This window comes from Carbonicoccus niuqiaonis (assembly GCF_050157065.1).
In the GTDB taxonomy this organism is placed as follows: Bacteria; Actinomycetota; Actinomycetes; order Propionibacteriales; family Propionibacteriaceae; genus Avipropionibacterium.
This window is the reverse complement of the sequence record NZ_CP189573.1, coordinates 152,969-173,340: the sequence shown is the minus strand read 5'-3', so window position 1 is coordinate 173,340 and position 20,372 is coordinate 152,969. Positions and strand designations below refer to the sequence as shown.

At 68.8% G+C, this 20,372-nt stretch carries 18 protein-coding genes; 7 read left to right on the top strand and 11 right to left on the bottom strand.

Going from position 1 to position 20,372, the window contains the following annotated elements:
• Positions 1 to 62 precede the first annotated feature (62 nt).
• The 4 genes from ACQBAU_RS00780 (at position 63) to ACQBAU_RS00765 (ending at position 5,739) form a co-directional block, all read left to right on the top strand.
• Positions 63 to 1,766: an ABC transporter family substrate-binding protein gene (locus ACQBAU_RS00780; protein WP_434548855.1), complete on the top strand. Its 1,704-nt coding sequence runs from the start codon at positions 63 to 65 to the stop codon at positions 1,764 to 1,766.
• A 191-nt stretch (positions 1,767 to 1,957) separates the two neighbouring features.
• On the top strand, positions 1,958 to 3,094 hold the full coding sequence (locus ACQBAU_RS00775) for a lipid II:glycine glycyltransferase FemX (RefSeq protein WP_465256189.1): 1,137 nt from the start codon (positions 1,958 to 1,960) through the stop codon (positions 3,092 to 3,094).
• Between the two features lie 23 nt (positions 3,095 to 3,117).
• Positions 3,118 to 4,170, top strand: a complete 1,053-nt coding sequence (locus tag ACQBAU_RS00770; protein ID WP_465256188.1) for an alanine racemase — start codon at positions 3,118 to 3,120, stop codon at positions 4,168 to 4,170.
• Between the two features lie 45 nt (positions 4,171 to 4,215).
• The gene (locus ACQBAU_RS00765) at positions 4,216 to 5,739 is read left to right on the top strand and encodes a SulP family inorganic anion transporter (RefSeq protein ID WP_465256187.1); all 1,524 of its coding nucleotides are present in this window, start codon (positions 4,216 to 4,218) and stop codon (positions 5,737 to 5,739) included.
• A 3-nt stretch (positions 5,740 to 5,742) separates the two neighbouring features.
• On the opposite strand, the gene ACQBAU_RS00760 is transcribed toward ACQBAU_RS00765, so the two are convergent.
• The 6 genes from ACQBAU_RS00760 to ACQBAU_RS00735 form a co-directional block, all read right to left on the bottom strand.
• Positions 5,743 to 7,194: a S1 family peptidase gene (locus ACQBAU_RS00760; RefSeq protein WP_434548859.1), complete on the bottom strand. Its 1,452-nt coding sequence runs from the start codon at positions 7,192 to 7,194 to the stop codon at positions 5,743 to 5,745.
• A 139-nt stretch (positions 7,195 to 7,333) separates the two neighbouring features.
• Complete coding sequence (locus ACQBAU_RS00755; RefSeq protein WP_465256186.1) at positions 7,334 to 8,449, bottom strand: glycosyltransferase family protein; 1,116 nt, start codon at positions 8,447 to 8,449, stop codon at positions 7,334 to 7,336.
• Positions 8,446 to 9,924, bottom strand: coding sequence for a glycosyltransferase family 87 protein (locus tag ACQBAU_RS00750; RefSeq protein WP_465256185.1), 1,479 nt, complete (start codon positions 9,922 to 9,924; stop codon positions 8,446 to 8,448). The genes ACQBAU_RS00755 and ACQBAU_RS00750 overlap by 4 nt, the downstream gene beginning before the upstream one ends.
• 64 nt (positions 9,925 to 9,988) lie before the next feature.
• Complete coding sequence (locus tag ACQBAU_RS00745; protein WP_434548862.1) at positions 9,989 to 12,358, bottom strand: transglycosylase domain-containing protein; 2,370 nt, start codon at positions 12,356 to 12,358, stop codon at positions 9,989 to 9,991.
• Entirely contained in the window at positions 12,351 to 12,770 is a 420-nt protein-coding gene (locus tag ACQBAU_RS00740; protein ID WP_434548863.1) for a DUF5318 family protein, read from the bottom strand. Before ACQBAU_RS00740 ends, ACQBAU_RS00745 begins: the two co-directional genes overlap by 8 nt.
• Positions 12,771 to 12,927: 157 nt before the next feature.
• A complete protein-coding gene (locus tag ACQBAU_RS00735; protein WP_465256184.1) occupies positions 12,928 to 14,232 on the bottom strand; it encodes an ammonium transporter in 1,305 nt (434 codons plus the stop codon).
• 388 nt (positions 14,233 to 14,620) lie between these two features.
• On the opposite strand from ACQBAU_RS00735, the gene ACQBAU_RS00730 reads away from it, so the two are divergent.
• Positions 14,621 to 15,427: a carbon-nitrogen hydrolase family protein gene (locus tag ACQBAU_RS00730; RefSeq protein ID WP_465256183.1), complete on the top strand. Its 807-nt coding sequence runs from the start codon at positions 14,621 to 14,623 to the stop codon at positions 15,425 to 15,427.
• Between the two features lie 11 nt (positions 15,428 to 15,438).
• Here the strand turns inward: ACQBAU_RS00730 and ACQBAU_RS00725 are convergent, their stop codons facing one another.
• The 5 genes from ACQBAU_RS00725 to ACQBAU_RS00705 form a co-directional block, all read right to left on the bottom strand.
• On the bottom strand, positions 15,439 to 16,209 hold the full coding sequence (locus tag ACQBAU_RS00725) for an SDR family NAD(P)-dependent oxidoreductase (RefSeq protein WP_465256182.1): 771 nt from the start codon (positions 16,207 to 16,209) through the stop codon (positions 15,439 to 15,441).
• Positions 16,210 to 16,416: 207 nt separating this feature from the next.
• The gene (locus ACQBAU_RS00720) at positions 16,417 to 16,803 is read right to left on the bottom strand and encodes a DoxX family protein (RefSeq protein WP_465256181.1); all 387 of its coding nucleotides are present in this window, start codon (positions 16,801 to 16,803) and stop codon (positions 16,417 to 16,419) included.
• 93 nt (positions 16,804 to 16,896) lie between these two features.
• Positions 16,897 to 17,367, bottom strand: coding sequence for a carboxymuconolactone decarboxylase family protein (locus tag ACQBAU_RS00715; RefSeq protein ID WP_465256180.1), 471 nt, complete (start codon positions 17,365 to 17,367; stop codon positions 16,897 to 16,899).
• A gap of 171 nt (positions 17,368 to 17,538) precedes the next feature.
• Positions 17,539 to 17,676: a hypothetical protein gene (locus ACQBAU_RS00710; RefSeq protein WP_465256179.1), complete on the bottom strand. Its 138-nt coding sequence runs from the start codon at positions 17,674 to 17,676 to the stop codon at positions 17,539 to 17,541.
• 217 nt (positions 17,677 to 17,893) lie between these two features.
• The gene (locus ACQBAU_RS00705; RefSeq protein WP_465256178.1) at positions 17,894 to 18,820 is read right to left on the bottom strand and encodes an RNA polymerase sigma-70 factor; all 927 of its coding nucleotides are present in this window, start codon (positions 18,818 to 18,820) and stop codon (positions 17,894 to 17,896) included.
• 168 nt (positions 18,821 to 18,988) lie between these two features.
• Here ACQBAU_RS00705 and ACQBAU_RS00700 point away from each other — a divergent pair, with 168 nt between their 5' ends.
• Both ACQBAU_RS00700 and ACQBAU_RS00695 read left to right on the top strand, forming a co-directional pair.
• On the top strand, positions 18,989 to 19,375 hold the full coding sequence (locus tag ACQBAU_RS00700) for a DoxX family protein (RefSeq protein WP_067428950.1): 387 nt from the start codon (positions 18,989 to 18,991) through the stop codon (positions 19,373 to 19,375).
• Between the two features lie 85 nt (positions 19,376 to 19,460).
• Positions 19,461 to 20,342, top strand: a complete 882-nt coding sequence (locus tag ACQBAU_RS00695) for a sigma-70 family RNA polymerase sigma factor (protein ID WP_067428953.1) — start codon at positions 19,461 to 19,463, stop codon at positions 20,340 to 20,342.
• The last annotated feature ends 30 nt before the right edge of the window (positions 20,343 to 20,372 follow it).

The window sequence follows — 20,372 nt, the reverse complement described above, 5'->3', positions numbered from 1 at the left end:
CTGCACCACGAAACCCAGCACGACACGACCACAACGGTCGCCTGAGAAAGGGAAACAACAAGATGAAGTTCACCACAAAGGGCGTCGTCGCCCTCGCGGCGGCGTTGGCACTGGGGCTGACCGCCGCCTGCCAGCCCGGCGGTGGGACCGGTGGGAGCGGCGAAACACCGCCCCCGTCGATCTCCAACACCGAGCTGGCGCAGTCGGACGCCCAGTTCAACGAGCAGCCGCGCGAGAACATCAAGGATGGTGGCACGTTGACCACGGCCATCACCGAGATCACCCCGCAGTTCAACACCTTCCAGGCCGACGGGACCCGCTACACCCTCGACGTGTGGAAGTGGAACAACCCGATCATGGCCCTGTACACCGCCAGTGGTGAGTGGTCGTTCAACGACGACTACCTGACCGACGTCTCGGTCGAGCAGAAGGACGGCGACACCGTCGTCACCTACACCATCCGTGAGGACGCCACCTTCAACGACGGCACCCCCATCGACTGGAAGGCCTTCGAGACCACCTGGAAGGTCAGCAGCGGCAAGGACGAGGAGTTCCTCGTCAGCTCGACCGACGGCTACGACCGGATCACCTCCGTCGTCGCCGGTGAGAACGACAAGCAGGCCGTCGTGACCTGGGGCGGCGGCTGGGCCTGGTGGCAGGGGCAGTTCAACTACGTCCTGCACCCGAAGGCCGGCGTGGACGCCAAGACCTTCAACGAGGCCTACCTGAACAACCCGCACCCGGAGTGGGGCGCCGGGCCGTACACGGTCAAGAACTACGACCAGCAGGGCGGCACCATCACCTTCGAGCGCAACCCGAAGTGGTGGGGCGACCCGGGCAAGCTGGACGAGCGCACCTTCCGCGTGATGGAGTCGCAGGCCTCGCTGAACGCCTTCAAGAACGGTGAGATCGACGCGACCTCGGTCGCCACCAAGGACCGGCTCTCGCAGGTCCAGGGCATGGCCGACGTCGAGGTCCGCCAGTCGGCGACCCCGTCCAACTCGCTGATGGTGATCAACTCCGAGTCCGAGATCCTGGCCGACCCGAAGGTTCGTCAGGCGATCATGCAGGGCGTCGATCGCGAGACCATCCTGAAGGTGCAGTACGACGGCCTGAACTACACCGAGGAACTCCCCGGCTCGTTCACCCTGTTCCCGTGGCAGGAGGGCTACAAGGACAACCTGGCCGAGGCGGGCGTCACCTACGACGCCGAGGCTGCCAAGGCGCTGCTCGAGGAGGCCGGCTGGACCGTCGGCGACGACGGCTTCCGCGCCAAGGACGGCAAGGTGCTCGAGATCACGCTGCCGGTGCTGGGCGACTCGCCGACCACCAAGGCCCGGGCCACCGCACTGCAGGCGATGATGAAGGAGATCGGCGTCAAGCTCAACAACGAGAGCCGGCCGTCGAGCGACTTCTCGACCGTGTTCAACGGGAAGCTGTTCGACATCTTCCTGATGGGCTTCGCCTCGTCCGACCCGTTCGGTCAGGCGTACTTCTGCCAGCTCTACTGCAGCAACTCGTCGCTGAACGTGTCGGGCACCGGCACTGCTGAGCTGGACGCCAAGATCGAGGAGGCCGCCGGCATCCCCGATCCCGACGAGCAGACCGCCGAGCTCAACAAGCTCGAGGTCGAGGCGCTCGCCACGTACGGCATCCTGCCGATCTTCAACGGCCCGACCATGATCGCGGTGAAGGCCGGTCTGGCCAACTACGGTGCGGAGCTGTTCCACATCGGCAAGCCGCAGGACATCGGTTGGCAGAAGTGAGCCCGCGGCTCACCTCCGCTCCGCCGAGTCCGGCATGAGCAACACCTGAGCACGACCTGAGTACGACCGATGGGGCCCCCGACGTGGGGGCCCCATCGTCGTTCCCGGAGCAGGTAGGGTCGCGACTGCAGCGACCGTGGCACCCGACACGACAGTGGCGCCGACGAGTGGCGCTCGACGGAGGAGAAGGCGTGACGACCCCTGATCATGGCAGCGCACGACAGCTGGACGTGCGCACCATCCCCGCGGAGGAGCACCGCGACTTCGTGGAGTCGCGCGGTGCCAGCTTCCTGCAGACCCCGGCGTGGGCCGGCGTGAAGTCCGAATGGCGTGGCGAGTCGTTGGGGTGGTTCGACGGTACTGAGTTGGTCGGGGCGGGGCTGGTGCTCTACCGGCAGCTGCCGAAGCTGAAGCGCTACCTGGCGTACCTGCCCGAGGGGCCCGTGCTCGACTGGGCCGACGTCGACGCCGCCGACTTCCTGGTGCCGCTGGCCGCCCACCTGAAGCGGTCCGGGGCCTTCGGGGTGCGGATCGGCCCCACCCTGGTGCACCGCCGCTGGGACGCCCCGACCATCAAGGCCGCGGTCGCCGACGAGGCGGTCGGTTCGCTGCTCGAGGTCGAGCCCACCGAGGCCGACCCTGCGGCGCCCCGACTGCGGGACCGGCTGCTGGACCTGGGCTGGATCCCGCCCAAGCACACCGACGGCTTCGCGGCCGGGCAGCCTGCGTACAACTTCTGGCTGCCGTTGGCCGACAAATCGCCCGACGACCTGTTGGCCGGGATGAACCAGCAGTGGCGCCGCAACATCAAGAAGGCGACCAAGGCCGGCGTGGCGGTCACCGTCGGCGGCCCCGACGACCTGGCCGCCTTCCACGAGCTGTACGTGGAGACGGCTCGCCGCGACGGTTTCGAGCCGCGGCCGCTGCCGTACTTCCAGACCATGTACGCCGAGATGAACGCCGAGGACCCCGACCGGATCCGGGTCTACCTCGCCCACCACGACGACAACCTGGTCGCCGCAACGCTGTGGATCCGGGTCGGCACGCACGTCTGGTACGCGTACGGCGCGAGCTCGACCGCGCATCGGGACGTCCGCGGTTCGAACGCGATCCAGTGGCAGATGATGACCGACGCCCTCGAGGCCGGGGCGACCGTCTACGACCTGCGCGGGGTGACCCCCGGCGTCGGCGCCGACGACCCGGAGCTGGGGCTGATCCAGTTCAAGGTCGGCACCGGCGGCGGGATCGTGGAATACCTCGGTGAGTGGGACCTGCCGCTGAACAAGGTGCTGTACAAGGCGTTCGACCTGTACATGTCGCGACGCTGACGGTGTCGCCTAGGGTGTGACCCGTGAGTGGAGTGACCCTGACCGTTGACGGACCGGCTTGGCGTACGCACCTGCGCCACCTCGCCGACACCACCCCGGGGCTGGTGCCGGTCGCGAAGGGCAACGGGTACGGCTTCGGCCTCGACACGTTGGCCCGGGAGGCGCAGCGGCTCGGCGTCGACACCATCGCGGTCGGCATCCCCGGCGAGGTGGCCCTGGTGCGGGACCACTTCGACGGCGACATCGTGATCCTCAACCCGTGGTCCGCCGACGATCCGGTGGCGGTCGAGGTCGCCGCGGACCCGCGCGTCATCTCGACGGTCTCCCGGGTCGACGACCTGGCCCGGCTGGCCGGGGCCGAGGGACGACCCCGGGTGCTGGTCGAGGTGCTCACCTCGATGCGCCGCCACGGTCTCGCCCCCACCGACCTGGCCAAGGTCAACGAGCTCGGTGACGCGGTGTCGTTCGAGGGGTGGGTGATCCACCTGCCGCACGTCGCCGACGGCCGGACCGCCGAGGCCGAGCAGCTCGCGGCCGCGTGCAACGCCGTACGATCGGCGCCGTTGTGGTTCTCCCACCTGGCCGGCGACGACGCCGCCCGGATCGCCACCGGACTCGGCACCACGCACCGGCTGCGGATCGGCACCAACCTGTGGCTGGGCGCCCCGGCGACCCGAAGCGCCACCACCACCGTGCTCGACGTCCACCCCGTCCGGCGGGGTGAGCGGGTCGGCTACTGGCGGCGCCGCGTCCCGGCCGACGGGTGGCTGGTGATCGTCGCCGGCGGTACGGCCAACGGGATCGGCATGGAGGCCCCGACCTCCGCGCGCAGTGCCCGCTCCCGGGTCATCTCGGTCGCCACCGGCTCGCTCGCCGCGCTGGGTCGTGCCTTGAGCCCGTTCACGATCGACGGCAAGAAGCGCTGGTTCGCCGAACCGCCGCACATGCAGTCGTCGATGGTGCTGCTGCCCGGCAGCGCCACCCCGCCAGCGGTCGGTGACCAGCTGCCGGTCGAAGTGCGGCTGACCACCGCCCAGGTCGACCAGTTGATCATCACCGACGACGCCGGCGAATAGCCCGACACCACCACTCACCAAGCCCACACCCGAACGGATACGTCCATGCGTGCGCCCGGCACCACGAGCCTGTCCAACCCCGATCGCCGCACCCCCGATCGCCTCACCACCGTGTGGGATGCGTTCCGCTCGCCGCGGGTCCTGCGGACCGAGGTGCTGGGCGGTCTGGTCGTGGCCCTGGCCTTGATCCCGGAGGCGATCTCGTTCTCGATCATCGCCGGGGTCGATCCCCGGGTCGGACTGTTCGCCTCGGTCACGATGGCGGTGACGATCGCGATCGTCGGCGGCCGGCCGGCGATGATCTCGGCCGCCACCGGCGCGATCGCCCTGGTGGTCGCCCCGATCGCCCGCGAGTACGGGATGGACCACCTCGTCGCGACCGTGCTGCTGGCCGGGTTGTTCCAGGTCCTGATGGGCGTGCTCGGCGTGGCGAAGCTGATGCGGTTCATCCCCCGCAGCGTGATGATCGGGTTCGTCAACGCGCTGGCGATCCTGATCTTCATGGCCCAGTTGCCGCACCTGTTCGGGGTGCCGTGGCTGGTGTACCCACTGGTCGCCGGGGGCCTGTTGATCATGATCTTCTTCCCGCGGCTCACCAAGGTGGTGCCGGCTCCGCTGGTCGCGATCCTGGTGATCACGGTGCTCATCGTCGCGACCGGCTGGGAGGTACCGACCGTCGGCGACGAGGGTGAACTGCCCGACAGCCTGCCGACCCTGTTCATCCCGCAGGTGCCGCTCACCCTGGAGACCCTCCGGATCATCGCCCCGTACGCCTTCGCGATGGCGCTGGTCGGGCTGCTGGAGTCGCTGATGACCGCCAAGCTGGTCGACGACGTCACCGACTCGCACTCCAACAAGACCCGGGAGGCCTGGGGCCAGGGCGTGGCCAACCTCGTCACCGGGCTGACCGGCGGGATGGGCGGTTGCGCGATGATCGGTCAGACCATGATCAACGTCAAGGTGTCGGGGGCGCGGACCCGGATCTCCACCTTCCTCGCCGGCACCTTCCTGCTGGTACTGGTGGTGGCGTTGGGCGACATCGTGGCGATGATCCCGATGGCGGCACTGGTCGCGGTGATGATCATGGTGTCGGTCGGCACCTTCGACTGGCACAGCGTCAGGCCGAGCACCCTGCGGCAACTGCCGGTGAGCGCCACGGTGATCATGCTGGTGACCGTGGTGGCCACCGTCGCCACCTCCAACCTCGCGATCGGGGTCATCCTCGGGGTGATCGTCGCGGTGCTGTTCTTCGTCCGCCGGGTGGCCCACTTCACCGAGGTCGTCGACGTCGCCCACCCCGACGAGGACACCCGGGTGTACGCCGTCCGCGGGGCGCTGTTCTTCGCCTCCAGCAACGATCTTGTCTACCAGTTCGACTACGTCGGCGACCCGCAGCACATCGTGATCGACCTGTCGCAGGCGCAGATCTTCGACTCCTCCAGTGTCGCCACCCTGGACGCGATCCAGCTGAAGTACGAACAGAAGGGCAAGCAGGTCGAGATCGTCGGCGTGACCGAGGCGAGCTCGCGCTGGCACCGACTGAGCGGGAAGCTCGGCGCCGGTCAGTGAACCTCAGCAGCCGGTGAACACCTGGCCACCCTCGGGGGCCCGCGCCCGGTCGATCCTGCCGTCGATGATCGTGTAGACGAGGTGCCAGCGTGCGCAGGTGAGGCCCGGCTCGGGCCCCTTCCCGCGCGCGAAGATCGAGTCGAACCTGACGTCGTACGTGCCGTCGCTCCGGTTGTCGATCACGATGTTGAAGTCGTACGAGGTGGCCCAGCCGGCGGCCGCCTCGGCCTGCGAGCCGCCGCGGGCGTTGGGCGACAGCAGCCCCCAGGTGGCGGCGTAGTCACCCCGGTTGATGCTGGCGAAGTAGGCCTCCAGCACCGGCTGTGACCCCTGCACCAGCGGCAGTTCCCCCTGCGGGCCGAGCATCCGGTCACAGTCGGTGTCGGTGGTCTGCGGAGCGGCGTCGAGCACCTGCTGCAGCCGGTCACCACCGACCACCAGCAGCGCGTCGCCGTACCGCAGCACCACCCCGGCCACCCGGCCCTCGTGGTCGACCACCGGTCCCCCACCGAGGGTTGCGCCGGCCGCTGTGGATGACGTCCCGACCCCGGTCACCTCCCGCCCGTCGACCGTGCCCCGTCCGGTCAGGTCGGTGATCGGCAGGTCGACGAACGCCGCGGCGGTACGGCTTCGGGCGTCGGCGGTGATGCCGTACGAGGTGAGTCCGGCCGCAGGCGTGGTGGCGTCGACGGTGAGCGGGGTGCCGCCGCTGACCGGGCGGGCCGTCCGCAGCACCACCAGCCCGTGCTCGGGGTAGGCCTGCTCGACCGTGGCGGCGTAGGGGGTGCCGTCGGCGGTGAGCACCGCCGCGGCGGCCGGGGTACCTACCCCGGACCACGAGGTGACGACCCGGTCGGCGCCGACCAGGAAACCCGTCGCCGCCCCGTTCGCCTCGCTGCCGTCACAGCCGGTCGCGACGACGGTGACGATGCCGGGGCCGACCTTGGCCAGCACCGCGGGCTTGTCGATCGGTGGTGGTGCCGGCTTCTCCGGCTTCTCCGGCTTCTCCGGCGGCTCGGTGGTCGGGGGTGCGGCAGTCGGGCTCGGCGACCCGCTCGACGGTGGCGGTGGCGGTGGCGGGTCGGGCCGTTGGCGGACGTTGTTGATCACGATCGCGCTGCCGACGCCCAGGGCCAGTGCGACGGCCAGTGCCACCACGGTGATCAACACCGTTCGGCCGGTCGAGCGGCGGCGCCCCGGGGCCGGCGGCTCGGTGAAGTCACCGGTGCGCGGCGAGTCGAAGAACGCGAACCCCGCCCCGGACGGACCCGTCCCCGGTGATCCGGCGCCACCGGACGTGCCCGGGAAACCCACGACGCCCGGCGGCTGGGCGAAGGTGGTGCCGACCTGGCTGCCGTCCTCGCCGTACACCGGGACGTTCCGGGGCAGCCCACAGCGCTGACAGCGGGTGGCGGTCAGCTCCACCGGGCTCTGGCAGTTCGGGCATTCGTCCATGGCCCTTGTCAGTCTAGGAGTCAGTGGCCCGACGGAGGGTCGGGCAGTCGGCGTGATCCCGTACCGAAACGCGGCGATTTCTGGCCGATCGGCGCCTGACGCGGGCTTCGGGGCGAAATCGCCGCGTTTCGGTCCCCGATCAGCTCGCCCAGTGGCCGGTGAAGAACAGCCAGCACCACCACACCATGGTGCAGACCATCCCGGTGGCCGCCGCCGACACCGTCAGCTTGTGCACCACGGCCCAGCCGGGACGTGACGGTCGCAGCCGGGCCAGCTCGACCAGCATGATCCACAACGGGAACCACAGCAGGGTGGCCCGGTTGACCGAGTAGAACCAGTACGAGGTCGAGAACGCCAGCACCTGACTGCCGACCCAGACCGCTTCGGCCCACCGGCGGCGGCCCAGGCACCAGCCGGTGGTGAGCAACCCCAACACCATGCTGGCCACCTCGAACCGGAACACCTCCGCCCACCACGGATTGTCGGGATACCCACCCGGTTTGATCACCGGCCAGGTGTTGAGGGCGGCCTCCCACGGCCAGGTGAACTCCCGGACCCAGCCGGAGCGTTGGGCGTCGTACCAGGCGATCGGGTTGCCGGTGATGGCGTACAGGTAGCCGAAGTAGGCGCCGATCACCGCGACCGGGACCAACAACCACAGTCCGGCCCGGAGCCGCGCCGACCACGGCCGGGACACGGTCGTGATCGCCAACACGGCGAGCGCGGCGATCAGGAACACCCCCGACACCCGGAACGAGGCGGCGACACCGGCCAGGATCCCGGCCGCCCGCCAGTCCCACGCGCGGGCCCGTTCCCAGGCCCAGAACGCGGCCGCACAGAACAACGCCTCGGTGTACGGGACGGCGGTGAAGACGGCGGTCGGGGCGAACAGCCAGGCGATCGCCACCCATGGGTTCGCCAGCCGGTGCAGGGCGGCGGCAGCGAAGGCTGAGCCGATCGCCGACAGCACCACCCCGGTGGCGACGGTCGGGATGCCGATCACGAGCCCCGCCCGCAGCAGCAGCGGCAGCCCGGGGAAGAACGCCATCAGGTCCGGGTGGGCCAGGTAGCCCTCCCGCGCGACGATGCCGTACAGGTCGGCGTCCCAGTTGTTCATCACCCGCCCGGGCGCCTGCTGCTGTTGGATCGCCAGCACCAGCGCGGCCAGGAAGATGATCAGTCGACTGCCGAGCCACGCCTGGGCGACCAGCCGCCCCTCCTGCCCGAGCCACCAGCGAGGAGCCACCGCCCTCATGCGGGAGGTGCGTGACCGCCGGCGCCACCGGCGGCCGGTTCACCGGCAGCGCGCGCACCACCCGATCCCAGGGCGTACCGGTTCCACAGCCGTCGGAACCAGTCGGCGTCGGGGGCGTGGTCGAGCAGTCCGCCGGTCGGGTCGTCGACCGGTCGTCCGCTCGGATCGCGACCCAGCCGTACGGGATCACGCTCGGGATGCAGGATGTCGAGCACCACCTGGGCCGCCACCCACGCCTCGCAGCCGATCCGGAAGAAGACGGCGAGCCAGTAGATCCTGTCGCCGCCGGCGCCGGCGTACGAGAAGCCGCCGAGGTGGGCCCAGATCGCGACGGTGTAGACCACTTCCCCCGTGGTGAAGACGATCCAGTCACGCCAGCGCGGTCGGGCCAGCACCATCAGCGGGAGCAGCCACAACACGTACTGCGGTGAGTAGACCTTGTTGAGCACCAGGAAGACGAACACCACGAGGTAGGCGACCTGCCCGAACCGGGGGCGGCGCGGTGCCACCATGATCAACACGCCGATCGCGGCACAGCCCAGGATCAGCAGCAGCGCGTTGACCGTGTTCAGCGCCGGGAACTCGTTGCCGGTGATCAACTCGTAGACGTACCAGATCGAGCCGAGCTCCCCGTCACGGTCGGAGTTGAACGTCCAGAACACCATCCACTGTTGGGGTGCGAGCAACATGACCGGCAGGTTGACCGCCGCCCAGCTGACCAGGAAGGCCGACACCGTACGGGCGAACGCCTCCATCCTGGCCGCGCGCAGGCACAACAGGAACAGCGGCCCGAGCAGCAACAACGGGTAGAGCTTGGCGGCACAGGCCAGGCCGAGCAGGACGCCGGCCAGCACGGGCATCCGGCGGGCCCAGAACAGGCAGCCCAGTGCGGTCAGCGCCATCGGCCACATGTCCCAGTTGATCAGTCCGGTGAGGATGACCGCCGGACTGGCGGCGACCATCAGCGCGTCCCACGGCCGACCGGTCGGGGTGTGGACCTGGGCGAGCACCGCGACCAGGAACAGTACGAACAGCACCACGGAGTTGACGTCGAAGAACATCAGCTGCGCCCGTACGGCTTCGGCCTCGGTCAGTCCGGGGCCGACCGGGGCGCCGAGTGCCACGGTGATCCAGCGCTGCACCTCCAGCAGGCCGCCGGTGAGCACCGGGTACTCCAACACCTGGTAGTTGCCCTCGTCGAGCAGTGGGGTGTTGCCGTCGGCGAGGCCGCGGTAGCGGTAGAGCAGCGGGATGTCGGAGTAGCACAGCTTGGCGAACCAGTCGACGGTCTCGTCGACCTTCAGCCGGCACGGCACCTTCTGCAGCAGGTTGGCCAGCCAGGTGAGGGTGGCGACCACGATCACGACGCCGACCACCACGATGCGGCGCGGGGCGGTGCCGCGGTCGCCGCGGGGGCCGCCGATCGCCTCGCTGGCCATCCGGACGATCGGGTCGGTCCAGCTGGGGAGGGTCATCGACGGACGATTCCCGCCCCCTGACCCTGTCGCGGGGCCGTCCTGCAGTTTGATCGACACCCGGTCATCCTCCACCACGACTGGGTTCGGAGCCAGCGGGGGCGCTCTCGCCGCCACCGTTGCCGCCGCCTTCGCCGCCACCACCACCGGTGGGCTCGGAGGTGGGCTGTGTCGGCGGGTTGGACGGCTCCGGTGCCTTCGAGGTCGTGGGCGGGGGTGGCGGTGAGGACTGCGGCGGCTCGGTGGTCTCCGGCGGTGCGGAGCTGGTGGGTGGCTCGGAGGTGGGCGGCTCGGACGTGGGGGGTGAGCTCGAGCTGGGTGCCCGCGTCGTCGACGGCGGTTGGGTCGTCGGCTGCCTGGTGACCGGTGCCCGGGTGGTCTCGGGGGCGCGGCGGCCCCGGTTGACCCACGCCGGCTCGGGGAACTCCTTGACCTCCATGCCCTCCGACGCCTTCTCCATGTACTCGGCGAAGGTGAGGGCCGGGTACGTCCCGCCGTAGAAGGTGCCGTCACCGGAGCGGCGGTACGGGTGGAGGTCCTCGTTGCCGCCGTCCCCGGCGACGAACATCACCGCGGTGGAGATCTGCGCGGTGTAGCCGACGAACCAGGAGGAGTGGACCTCCGACTCGTCCGGGCCGCCGCTGGCGGTACCGGTCTTGCCGGCGACCGGGCGGCCGAGCGTCGACACGTTGCGGCCACTGCCGGCCTCGACCACGTTCGACATCGCGTATGTGACGTCGGCGGCGATGTCGGCGTCGAAGGCCTGCTCACCGTTGCCGGTCTCGACCGTCAGCAGCACCTTGCCGTCGCGATCCCGTACCTCCTGGATGACGTGCGGGCTGACCTGCTTGCCGGCGTTGGCGAAGGCCGCGTACCCGGCGGCCTGGTGCATCGGGCTGATCTCGGCAGTGCCGAGCGAGATCCGCGACCCGGGGAACCAGCCGGGGCCGTCGTTGGTCGGCACCCCCGCGGCCGTGGCGGCGTCGATGATCTTCTGCGGCCCGTCGTCCATCTGGGTGGTCATGTCGACGAAGGCGGTGTTGACCGACAGTGCGGTGGCCCGCAGCAGCGAGACCGGGCCGTACTGGTGGCTGAACTCGTTGCGGACGGGTACGTCGTCGCCCTCGGGGCGGAAGGTGCTGCCGCGGAACGTGTCGCGCAGGCTGAAGCCGTCCTTCAGCCCGGCGGCCAGGGCATAGGTCTTGAACGTGGACGCCGAGGCACGCGGCGTGGTCGCCCAGTTGCGGGAGTTCTCGACGAAGTCGGGGCCCCCGTACAGGGCTCGGACCGCGCCGGTCTCGACGTCGACCGAGGCGAGCGCCGCGTGCAGGTTGGCCTCACCGTCTCCGCGGTTGTTCTCCTCGGCGGTCTTCTCGTACTTCTGGGCGGCGGCGACCGCGGCGGCCTGCGACTTGGCGTCGAAGGTGGTGACGACCTGCAGGCCACCACCGTTGACCTCCGACTCGCTGAACCCGAGCGCCAGCAGTTCCTGCTTGGCCATGTTGATCAGGAAGCCGTTGGGCCCGCCGAACCGGTTGCTGGTGGGGATCTCGGGGAACTCGGGCAGTTCCTTGCGGTACTCCGCACCCTGGGCGGCGTTGAGCTGCCCGGTCTCGACCATCCCGTCGATGATGTAGCGGTACCGCTCCAGCAGCCGGGCGGAGTTGTTCTCGCCCTCGGCCGGGTCGAACATGCCCGGGTTGTTGAGCACGGCGGCCAGCACCGCACTCTGCTGCACGGTCAGGTCCTTGGCGTCCACGTCGAAGTAGGCCTTGGCGGCCGCCTGCACCCCGTACGCGCCCCGTCCGAAGTAGATCGTGTTGAGGTAGCTCTCGAGGATCTGCTCCTTGGGCACCTGACGGCTCATCTTCACCGCCAGGATCAGCTCGGTGAACTTGCGGGTGAGGGTGCGCTCGGTCTGGTCCAGGTAGTAGATCTTGATGTACTGCTGGGTGATCGTCGATCCGCCCTGCAGCTCGCCGCCGTTCAGGATCGCCCACGCCGACCGCACCATGCCCTGGATCGAGAAGCCCTTGTCGGTCCAGAAGTCACGGTTCTCGGCGGCGATCACCGCGTCCTTGATGCTCTGCGGCATCTCCTCGTACGGGATCGACACCCGGTTCTGCACCTGCAGGGTCCCCAGCGGGGTCTCGCCGTCGCGGAAGGTGAGCGTCGTGACGTTGGTCTGGAAGTCGGCGTTCGGGTCGGGGATCTCGGTGGTCTGGTAGCCGATGAAGAACACCGCGGTGCCGGCGATGATGCAGATCGCCAGCGCGATGACGCCGCCCTTGAGGAGGGTGAGGAGGGTGCCGCCGACGGTGCGGCGCCCCTTGGGGCCGCCCTTCCCCGAGCCGCCGCCCTGCTGGGAACCGGATCCCTTGCGAGAGGCCTTCCCGTCGCTGGCAGCCCGGCGGGGCGTCGCGGACTCAGCCATAGATGTCCTCCACGGTCGGTTGGCGTCGGGGTGGTCGGCGACGCACTCCGTCGCCCAGAACGAACGACTCGATCATGTGGTTCCAGCGGCACTCGGTGCACACCTCGACCACCACGACCTTGAACTCGCCCACCTCGTCCTGCATCTCGGCCAGCTCCTTGGTGCGCTTGATGCGTCCCGAGTACTGGCCGAGCTGCTCGCCGAACACGTAGTGCAACAGCAGCAGGTGGTCGACCGAACAGATCGGGCACGGCCGGTCGGCGTGCTCGCCGTGGTGGAGGGCGGCCCGGACCAACATGGGGTCGGCATCGCAGGCGTCGGCGCGCCCGAGCATGCGCGACGGACGCCGCAACGCCTCCAGGGTGGACCGGCGTTGCAGCGCATAACTCACCACGTCACGTTGCGACCACATCGCCGACCAGCGTACGCGCCCGATCCAGCCCCGCGGGGGACGTCGGCCGACCGGATCGCCGGTGACGAAGGGCGTCTCAGCGACACACGCGACACATACGTCCACGTGTGTCGCTGTGGCGCCCTCTTTTACGAGCCGACCGGCCTCGCGGCCCGATTCACGACCGAATCGCGGGCCCGGCCCCCTCCTCGGCGACGGTCCGGCCGGCCAACTCCTCGTCGTAGGCGGTGCTGCCGTGGAACGCGGTGTCGACGCCGGTCAGCTCGTGGTCGGGCTGGGCCCGGAAGCCGATCGTCTTCTGCAGCGCCATCGCGATCAGCCAGGTCGCCCCGAAGCTGACCACCAGCACCACGACCGCGCCGAGTGCCTGCCGACCCAGCTGGTCGAAGCCGCCGCCGTAGAACAGGCCGTTGATCCCGGCCGGGGCGGCGTCGGTGGCGAGCAGGCCGATGGCCAAGGTGCCGACCAGGCCACCGACCAGGTGGACGCCGACCACGTCGAGTGAGTCGTCGACGCCGAGCCGGTACTTCAGGCCGACCGCGAGGCAGCAGAGCACACCGGCCACCAGACCCAGCGCGATGCCGCCGACCGGTGACACGGAGTTGGCCGCCGGGGTGATGGCGACCAGCCCGGCCACCACGCCGGACGCCGCGCCGAGTGGGGTGAAGTGGCCGTCGCGGATCCGCTCGGTGAACAGCCAGCCGAGCACGGCGGCACCGGTGGTCACCAAGGTGTTGACCCAGGTGAAGGCGGCGGTGTTGTCGGCGGCCAGGGCCGAGCCGGCGTTGAACCCGAACCAGCCGAACCACAGCAGCCCGGCGCCCAGCATCACCAGCGGCATGTTGTGCGGCCGGTGGTCGGCGTTGCGCCAGTCGACGCGGGCTCCCAGCACCAGGGCGAGGGCGAGCCCGGCCGCTCCGGCGTTGATGTGCACCGCGGTGCCGCCGGCGAAGTCGAGCGCCTGCAGCTGGTTGGCGATCCAGCCGCCGGTGTGGCCGTCGGAGCTGAAGTCGAAGACCCAGTGCGCGACCGGGAAGTAGACGACGGTGGCCCAGATCACGATGAAGATCATCCAGCTGCCGAACCGGGCCCGATCGGCGATCGCACCGGAGATCAACGCGACGGTGATGATCGCGAACACGGCCTGGAAGCCGACGAACGCCAGCGCCGGCAGCGACGCTCCGTCGTCGGCGAGCAGGTCGGTCAGTCCCAGATGCTGCACTGGATTGCCGAGCAGCCCCAGCCCGAGGTCGTCACCGAACGCCATCGAGTAGCCGTACAGCACCCACAGCACCGACACGATCGCGAGTGCGGTGAAGCTCATCATCATCATGTTGAGTACGGCCTTGCGACGGACCATGCCGCCGTAGAACAGGGCAAGCCCCGGCGTCATCAGCATCACCAGGGCGGCCGAGGTGAGGACCCAGGCGGTGTCCCCGGAATTCACGTCGAGTGGAGTCATGGTCACACCCTCTGCCAGCGTTGTTGCAGCCGGCAGCGTCGCTTGTTACAAGTGTGTTGCACGTCGAAACGCCCCTCGAGCTTGTCGAGTGGTCCCCTCGCTGCGCTACCCTCGTCGTGGCGTGTCCGACGCCGAACCCCGACGTTCGTCCCCAGCGCGAACCCGCACCCACGGGTGCATCTCCGGGGCAAAGGGACACCGTCTCCGGTCGCTGCTGACAACCACCCGCGCCCGGGTCGTGGTTGCTGGGGAGCCGACCCGAGGCGTTGCGGGAGTTCGGATGACAGCAGATCGAGCACGGAAGAACCGGGTACGTCGCCGCATGGCGCGCACCGGGGAGTCGTACACGGCTGCCCTCCGACACGTCCGCTCCACCCGAGGAGACACCGTGTCCACCACCCCCACGAGCACCACACCGACGAGTACGAGCGAGGCCGTCGTACGGCTGGCCGTCGCGCAGACCACGACCCGAACCGATCCGACCGACGGCGCCGCCTTCCGCGCCGCCGGTGTCGAGATCCGCGAGCTGATGTCACAGGCGCATGATCAACGCGCCGACCTGGTCCTGTTCCCCGAAGCAACGTTCTGCTTCCCCGACAAGCGGGCGCTGTCGCGTACGGCACCCGAACTCGGCGAGGCCGACTGGAGCCGATTCGACTGGGCAACGCTGACCGACGAACTCGAACTTGTGCGGCAGCACGCGCGGAGTCTGGCGCTGTGGACCGTGATCGGGGCGCAGACCCGGACCGCCGAGGCGCGGCCACGCACCAGCCTGCTGGTGATCGATGCGCAGGGCCACGATCACGTCCGCTACGACGAGCGCAGGTTGTCCCGTACCAAGGACACGTTGATGTACGCCCGGGGCGCCGGTCCGGCGGTCTTCGAGGTGAACGGGCTCCGGTTCAGGCTGGCGTCAGGCCTGGAGGTGCTGTTCGACGACATCTTCCTGGCGTACGAGGACGCGGGCGTGGATGCGGTGCTGTTCGCCACTCAGGGCCCACCGAACCCCGAGGAGTCCGACCACCCATCTGGTCCAGCATGGCCATCTTGGCCTCACTCGTCGTGGTTGCGGTCACCCGGTGGCCACGGAGCACCAACTGAGGCACGAGCCGCCGGCCCAGCACGCCGGTCGCTCCGGCTACGAACACGTGCACGTGTCTGTCCTCCTCATGTCGTGGGGCGCCAAGCGATCTAGGTGTCGCCGCATCACCAGGGCACCGGGCCTTCCTCGGCGAAGAACCCTGCGGTCGGTCCGTCGGCGCCGAGCGTGGCGAGGCGCACCAGTATCGCGGCGCCCTGAGCGACGGTGAGGAACCCGCTGTGGTTGTTGCTGTCAGTGGCGACATAGCCGGGCGCGACGGCGTTGACGAGGATGCCGTCCTTGCGCAGCTCGTTGGCGTACTGCACCGTCAGGGCGGTCAGCGCCGTCTTGGAGGGTGAGTACGCCGCTGACGGCACGAGTGCTGAGAGAGGCCCGTCGGGGTCGCTGTTGAGCGTCAGCGACGCCGCGTGGCTGGCGACGTTGACGACACGCGGTGCTGGCGACCGCTGCAGGAGTGGGAGCATCGCGTTGGTCATGGTGATTACTCCGAAGACGTTCGTCTCGAAGACCGCCCTGACCATGTCCACGTCCACGGTGCTGGGGATCTGGTCCTGCGCGTCATCTGGCGAGACCTGCCCGGAGCCGGTGATGCCGGCGTTGTTGATCAGTACGTCGAGGTGGCCGTAACGCTCTCCGATCAGCTTCGCGATGTCATGAACGGTGGCCGGGTCGGTAACGTCCAGCGTGACCGCATGGGCGTCGCAGCCGACGGCGCGTAGCGCCGCGGCAGCCTCTTCGCCGCGTCCTGCGTCCCTGGCGCCGATCAAGACCGTCATGCCAAGCGCTCCGAGCTGCTCAGCGGCACCTCGGCCAATTCCCTTGTTCGCTCCGGTCACCAGGGCGACGGCTTGGTAGGTGGTGGTTTGCTCGTTCAAGGCATTTCCTTGCGGTGGGAGGGATGGGTTCGTCTCAGAACCTTTTCTTCGAACCTGAGACAAGGCAGCCCGGCCACCTGTGACATCGACGGCAAGAATGCGTGGCGACCGAGTCGGCAGTGAGCCGTGAGTGGGTGTGCCGGGTTCATGCTGGCGCCAGCGAGCTTCGGGAGTAGGACGCGGTACGCCGCCCGGGTTGTGGGCCGGTCAGCCGGTGAAGGGTTCCAACGCGAAGCGGCCGCTGGCCACGAAGGCGGCCAGGGCAAGGTAGCTCGCGTCTCCCAGCGCGGCCTTGGTCTCGCCTCGGCGGATCCGCATGATCGTGGCGCCGGCCATCATCAGTGCCAGGCCGGTGGCCGCCAGCGGGACGAGTATGGGCGCGATGTCGAGCACGGCGGGCAGGATCAGTCCCGCGGCGCCAAGGATCTCCAGTGCTCCGATGGCCTTGAGGGTGCCGGGCTGGAAGTCGAGGGTCCAGCGCGCGGCTTTCATCATCGTCGCCATCTTCTCGCGCGGGACGAACAGCTTCCCCAACCCGGAGAGCAGGTAGATGACGGTCAGCAGGCTGGTGACGATCCACAGTGCGGTGTTCATGAGTCTTGTCCTTGGTACAGCGTCCGGGGGCTACAGGCGGACCCGAGGTCGTCCCGGTCCGCGTGAGCCTCAGCGTCTGAGAGGGAGGGTCGGTCAGCCGAACTGTCCGGGCTGGTATTCGCCGCCGGGTGTCCGGGTGATCACGTTCAGCCGGTTGAAGGCGTTGATCACGCAGATCAGGGCCACCAGGGCCATGAGCTGGTCCTCGTCGAAGTGCTTGGCCGCGTTCGCCCACGCCTCGTTGGTGACGCCGCTGGAGTCGGCCAGGCGGGTGCCCTGCTCGGTGAGTTCCAGCGCCGCCCGCTCAGCCTCGGTGTAGATGGTGGTCTCCCGCCATGCCCCGACCAGGTTGATCCGCACCGTGCTCTCGCCGGCGGCCGCGGCGTCCTTGGTGTGCATGTCCAGGCAGCCGCCGCAGCCGTTGATCTGGCTGGCGCGGATCTTCACCAGCTCCTGCACCGCCTTGGGCAGCGCGGAGTCGGTGATGGGCTTGTTCGACGAGATGATGTGCTTGATCCACTTCGCTCCGACCTCGTTGGCCATGGGGTTGATGCGGGTTTCCATCGGGTCTCCTTCGTCTTTGGATGCTTGCATCCTTTTGACGAAGCCCGCCGCAAAAAGGTAACAACCCCCATGCGACTTACGTGCGCCACTGGGGTCGCGCGGGCAGGCCCATCGTGTCCAGGCGCCGACTGGGCCGCTCCAGGCCAACCCCCGGTCCTGCGCACCGTCACGTCAGGGAGTGCGGCGCAGGATGCCCCACTCGTCGAGCGCGGTGGCCAGTGTGTTCTGCCGGGACGCCGCCGACCACTTGCCCACCACCAGCGACGCGGTCGCCTGCCCGTACTCACCGGTGCGGAATGGCGAGCACAAGTTCAACCACTACGCGAGGTGGGACGGCCAGTGCGACCGCACACGAGCTTTCTGTGGGCCGTCGGGATCACGCTGCTCCTCGCAGTAATCGTCCATACTGCGTCTGCCCGATGCGAGCCGATCAGGACCCAGTGCGTTGAGGCCTCGGCGCGGTCAGTATCGAGGCGCCCGGACTGAGCTCTGTCGTGGCCATCTACACGGCGCGGTGTAGATCAGCTCAGACGCCATCCCGCTTCATTGGTCGTATAGCCGCGCGTAGGTCGCCGACCGGTCCGAGGTGGCGGAGCTTGTCCGGGTTGGTCACTGAGCGGATGGTCTGGACTTGTCCGTCGAGGATCTCCAGTGTCCAGGCGCCGATGACATTGTCGTCCCGGTCGCGCAGAACGGCTCCGGGTCCACCGTTGAGCTCGAGTCGTTCGATGGTCGCGCCGGTGGCGAGTATCGGGGGCACCGTGGCGACCAGGATCCGAGCCGCCTTGGCGGCACCGAACAAGCCGCCTTGTCCGCCGGATTTGCCGCCACCGTCGTTGATGGTCACGACGTCTGCAGTGAGAAGCTCTCGCAGTCGGTCGAGGTCTCCGTCGCGGAGCGCGTCGAAGAAGCGGTCGGCGAGCTCTGTCCTCTTGCGCCGGTCGGCCTCGAAACGCGGCCGGCCCTGCCTCATGTGGCCGCGGGCTCTGGAGGCCAGCTGTCGGCAGGCCGGCTCTGATCGTCCCACCGCTACGGCGATCTCGTTGAAGTCGAACTCGAACACCTCGCGGAGCACGAACACCGCGCGTTCGAGCGGGCTGAGCCGTTCCAGCAGGAGTAGCGACGCCATCGACACCGAGTCGGCTAGCTCGGCCGCGCGCGCTGGGTCGTCGTATGGGTCAGCGGACCGGGTCTCGGTGGGCAACGGCTCGGGGAACCACGGTCCCACGTAGGTCTCCCGACGGACCCTCGCCGAGCGAAGCACGTCGATCGAGATCCGGGCGACCACTGCGGACAGGTAGGACTTCAGCGACTCGGGCCGGACCGTGCTGGAGGTGTAACGCAGCCACGTCTCCTGCACCGCGTCCTCGGCCTCGGTGACACTGCCCACAATCCGGTAGGCGATCGAGAACAGCAGCGGGCGAAGCGACTCGAACTCGCGGGCTTGCGTCATCTGGCTGGTCTCCTGCTTCCGGTGGTCCCTGGGGTGCATGTCCATGAGACGACGCAGACGACCGATCTGTGACATGTCCGCCGTCAGCCGGTTGATGTCACACACCGGCCTGTTGTCTCGTCTCAAGGGCGGACGCCACCACGAGGGTGGCCTCGCAAAAGGAGACGCATGAACATCGCACTGTGGATCGTGGCCGGCGTGCTGGCCGTCGGCTTCTCGGCTGGCGGCGTTGCCATGCTGGCGATGTCCAAGGAACGGTTCCGTGCCATCAGCCCGGCCCAGCACTACGTCGATGACTTCGACCCTCGGTTCATCAAGGCACTCGGCGCCCTCAAGGTACTGGCCTCGATAGGACTGATCCTGCCCGCCGCACTCGACATCGCACCGGTGCTGGTACCACTCGCCGCACTCGGCCTCATGCTGATCATGGCCGGAGCGGGAACCGCCCGGATCATGCGTCGCGAGTGGCACAGCCTGTTGGGCGACCTCGCCTGGTTCACTCTGGCGGCGTTCGTCGCGTGGGGACGATTCGGGCCCGAGTCATTTGGGAGCTGAGACCGCCATGCTTTCTGTTCAATCTGTGACCTCGAGCCCTGAGTTTCGCCATCCCTCTGACAGAGCACTCGAGGAAGGTGCCTACATGATCGAAGCAGGACCCCCAGATGCGCTGGCTGAAGCGTTCGATGAACACCGCGCGCGGCTTGTGGCGGTCGCCTACAGGATGCTCGGCTCTCGTGCCGACGCCGAAGATGCCGTGCAGGAGGCATGGCTGCGGCTTGCCCGCCAGGATCCGGACTCGATCGAGAACCTGACCGGCTGGTTGACCACCGTCGTCGGCCGGGTCTGCATCGATGCGCTCCGCTCACGCAATATCCGGCCGGAGACGTCCTACGACGAGCACCTGCCCGAGCTGGTCGTGGCCGAGGACGCCGAAGCCGGGCCAGAGGACGAGGCAGTACTGGCCGAGTCGGTTGGACTCGCGCTGATGGTAGTGCTCGAGACCCTCAAGCCGGCCGAGCGGCTGGCGTTCGTGCTGCACGACATGTTCGCAGTGCCGTTCGACGAGATAGGTCAGGTCGTCGGAACATCGACCGACGCTGCCAAGATGCTCGCCTGGCGGGCTCGCCGCAAGGTACAGGACACCCCCCGGCCCACCACTGAGCGCCGGCAGCAACGCGCGGTCGTCGACGCCTTCCTCGCCGCCGCCCGGGACGGTGACTTCGAAGGTCTGCTAGGCGTCCTGGATCCAGAGGTGACCTGGCGCGTGCACTCGGCGCGCGGCTCAGTCGTCAGGCAGGGAGCATCCAGCCTGGCCGACAAGCTCAAGCAGGCGAGGCGGGTGAAGTTCACCGCGCGCCGGGTGCTCGTGAACGGAGAGCCAGGCGTCGGAGTATGGGACCTTGAGGGCCGGGTGCGTGGCGTGATGGCATGCACGGTCATCGATGGTCGCATCGTCGCGATGGAGTCTGTGATCGATCCGGCTCGGCTTGCAGCGATCGATCTGCCTGCAGTTCCTGAGTGAAAGCCGATCCGGTGATGCCGGCGTTGTTGA

Bases quoted from the DNA above. Each gene is read 5' to 3' on its own strand.
- ACQBAU_RS00735 (WP_465256184.1), bottom strand. From the start codon at position 14,232: ATGACTCCACTCGACGTGAATTCCGGGGACACCGCCTGGGTCCTCACC.
- ACQBAU_RS00780 (WP_434548855.1), top strand. From the start codon at position 63: ATGAAGTTCACCACAAAGGGCGTCGTCGCCCTCGCGGCGGCGTTGGCA.
- ACQBAU_RS00750 (WP_465256185.1), bottom strand. From the start codon at position 9,924: ATGACCCTCCCCAGCTGGACCGACCCGATCGTCCGGATGGCCAGCGAG.
- ACQBAU_RS00765 (WP_465256187.1), top strand. From the start codon at position 4,216: ATGCGTGCGCCCGGCACCACGAGCCTGTCCAACCCCGATCGCCGCACC.
- ACQBAU_RS00740 (WP_434548863.1), bottom strand. From the start codon at position 12,770: ATGTGGTCGCAACGTGACGTGGTGAGTTATGCGCTGCAACGCCGGTCC.
- ACQBAU_RS00700 (WP_067428950.1), top strand. From the start codon at position 18,989: ATGAACATCGCACTGTGGATCGTGGCCGGCGTGCTGGCCGTCGGCTTC.
- ACQBAU_RS00695 (WP_067428953.1), top strand. From the start codon at position 19,461: ATGATCGAAGCAGGACCCCCAGATGCGCTGGCTGAAGCGTTCGATGAA.
- ACQBAU_RS00760 (WP_434548859.1), bottom strand. From the start codon at position 7,194: ATGGACGAATGCCCGAACTGCCAGAGCCCGGTGGAGCTGACCGCCACC.
- ACQBAU_RS00755 (WP_465256186.1), bottom strand. From the start codon at position 8,449: ATGAGGGCGGTGGCTCCTCGCTGGTGGCTCGGGCAGGAGGGGCGGCTG.
- ACQBAU_RS00745 (WP_434548862.1), bottom strand. From the start codon at position 12,358: ATGGCTGAGTCCGCGACGCCCCGCCGGGCTGCCAGCGACGGGAAGGCC.
- ACQBAU_RS00715 (WP_465256180.1), bottom strand. From the start codon at position 17,367: ATGGAAACCCGCATCAACCCCATGGCCAACGAGGTCGGAGCGAAGTGG.
- ACQBAU_RS00720 (WP_465256181.1), bottom strand. From the start codon at position 16,803: ATGAACACCGCACTGTGGATCGTCACCAGCCTGCTGACCGTCATCTAC.
- ACQBAU_RS00705 (WP_465256178.1), bottom strand. From the start codon at position 18,820: ATGACGCAAGCCCGCGAGTTCGAGTCGCTTCGCCCGCTGCTGTTCTCG.